Consider the following 2,863-nt stretch of genomic DNA (forward strand, 5'->3'; position numbering starts at 1 on the left):
GCTGAAAAGATGGGAGTTGGCTATTTTGGACTGTCTGAAAATGAGCATGCCAAGGCTGGAAACTTGAATAATGCAATTTCAAAAACTTCTTCTCCACTTGTTGCAACCTTTGATGCAGACATGATACCTCACAGTAGCTTTCTTCTGGAAACTGTTCCCTACTTCTTTCTGAACAGGATGGAACAGAATGACGAGGGTATCTGGAGAACAAGAGATGAAGAAACAGACCTAAAAATAGGCTTCATTCAGACCCCACAGAGCTTTTATAATCCAGATCTGTTCCAGTTCAATCTCTACTCAGAGAAAAGAATCCCCAATGAACAGGACTATTTCTTTAGAGAAGTTAACGTTGGAAGAAACAGAACCAATTCTCCCATTTATGCAGGTACTAACACGCTGATTTCCAGGGAAGCTCTCGACGAGGTTGGCGGAATCACTACAGGTACAATAACTGAAGACTTCGCTACAGGAATCAAGATCCAGAGCAAGGGCTATACCTGCTATGCAATAGATAAAACTCTGGCACACGGACTTGCTCCTACAAGCATTAAAAGTCTCATTAAGCAGAGGGAAAGATGGGGTAGAGGCTGTGTTCAGACAGTTAGAAAGCTGGACTTCATTACCAACAAGGATCTTAAGCCAAGCACCAAGATAAGCTATTTCGCAAGCTTCATGTACTGGTGGACCTTCCTGAGGAGATTTGTATATATACTTTCTCCAATTTTGTTCACGGTTTTCCACATCAGAGTTGTTGAATGCTCATTTTGGGAACTCTTGCTTATATGGCTACCATCCTATATATGCTATAACGAAACGCTAAAGGTAATTTCAGGAAACATAAGGAACCAAAGATGGAGCAATGTCATTGATACAATAATCTTCCCTTATCTCATAATTCCTGTAATGATGGAGAGTTTGGGCTTCAAGCTTAAGAAGTTTGCGGTTACAAAGAAAGACAGGTCTGTAGTAGACAATGAATCTAATATGAAGTATGCCATTCCTCATATCATACTTATAGTTTTTTCTCTCCTTGGTCTAGTTATTTCAGTAAAAGATGCCATACTAGGCGAATCTCTTGGAAATATAATTGTAATTTACTGGCTGATTGTCAATCTCTACGGACTTATAATGGCTGTATTCTTCATGTATGGAAGGAAAAACTACAGACAACATGAAAGATTTGAGGCTAGTATGGATGTCAGTATAATGACGGATAGTAATACGATTGATGCGCTCACTAGCGACATTTCCGAAAAGGGACTGGCTGTTATACTGGATTATCCCGAATATGTCAGCTATGAGGACCAGCTAACCCTTGTTGTTGATGATGGAAGATATAATTCAAGAATGAAGGCCAAACTTGTCCATGTATCAAACCTTGAGAAAGGATACAAATATAGCTTCAGAATAACGGAAATATCTTCGAAAGATAAAAAAGAGTATTTTCAATTGGTATATGACAGAAGTCATTCCCTTCCTACATACCTGAGTTCTGCTGTCAATATTGTTGGCGATTTCAATGCAAATATTACAGGAAGATACAAAAAAGATACGATTTCAAACAGAAAAATGCCAAGGATCTATGTAAACAAAATGGTTGGCACTTCCAATGGAGTGGATATGAAGCTCCTAGATTTGAATTATGAATATGTACTTATAGAACGCATTGACATGAACAATCCACCGATAAACCATATTGAACTGTTTATAGACAGCGTTCACAAGATTAAGTGTACTTTTGCTAAGGAGATTATGAAATCACCCAATTCTAAAAAAGTCCTCTACAGGATTACTAACAGTTCAAAAATCAAAACAAGTCCCGAGTTTAGACATGCACTAGAAAACCTAGGTAATGATGATAATAAAATGGAATTCGAGAAGAAATCAATATAAGTAAAACTCCCCGATTGTGTTATCATCCGGGGAGTTTTTTTTTGTTGTATTGTTTTGTGTATTTATGGAATTATTTAATTATACTTTTGATAGTTTATTTAGCAGTGATTGTTGTACCACTTTTACCGTCAAGAGCATCTTCTGCCTTTAACAATGAGGTGATTATAGCTTTTCTGCCTGGTTTTGATTCTGCAAACATAATAGCTGCCTTAACTTTTGGAAGCATGCTTCCAGGTGCAAAATGTCCTTCTTCCATGTATTGCTTTGCTTCTTCAATAGTGAGATCAGCAAGATTTTTCTGGTCAGGCTTGTTAAAGTTGATTGCTACTTTTTCAACTTCTGTAAGTATCAACAATATATCTGCATCAATTTCTTCTCCAAGTCTTTCTGCTGCAAGATCTTTGTCGATTACTGCTGCAATACCTTTGTATCCGCCGTCTCCATCATCTACAACAGGGATTCCGCCGCCGCCGCACATGATTACTATTGTTGAATTCCAAAGTCTTCCAAGAGTGTCAACTTCAACAATTTTAGTTGGCATTGGTGAAGCAACTACTCTTCTCCAACCTCTTCCAGCATCTTCCTTCATTGTATAGCCTTTTTCAGCTGCTATTGCATTGGCTTCTTCTTCTGAATAGAAAGGACCTATTGGCTTTCTAGGATTTGTAAATGCCTCATCGTCCTTGTCCACTACAACCTGAGTAAGCATTGTTGTTACCGGAAGGTCTCTGTCTCTTTTCTTAAGAGCTTTTTTAAGGCTTTGCTGAATATGATATCCTATATATCCCTGGCTCATAGCTCCACAAACGTCGAAAGGCATTGGAGGAGTTACATCCTTTGCAGCTTCTTGTGCAAGAAGAATTCTTCCTACCTGGGGTCCGTTTCCGTGTACTATTGCCATTTCATAATCCTTGCAGCTTATTCCTGCAAGTTTTTCACATGTCTGGTCTACTATCTTTAACTGCTCTTC

2 protein-coding genes are annotated in these 2,863 nt (G+C 38.4%); one reads left to right on the forward strand and one right to left on the reverse strand.

All coding sequences use genetic code 11. The annotated features are described in order from the left end of the window. A partial coding sequence (locus AC3AX0_RS03780) for a glycosyltransferase family 2 protein (RefSeq protein WP_487548972.1) occupies positions 1-1,893 on the forward strand: 1,893 nt, incomplete at its 5' end. Between the two features lie 94 nt (positions 1,894-1,987). Here AC3AX0_RS03780 and arcC read toward each other — a convergent pair. Beyond that, positions 1,988-2,863 (reverse strand): carbamate kinase (gene arcC / locus AC3AX0_RS03785; protein ID WP_487548973.1); only part of this gene is annotated, 876 nt, incomplete at its 5' end.

This window comes from Dethiosulfatibacter sp. (genome assembly GCF_983023055.1).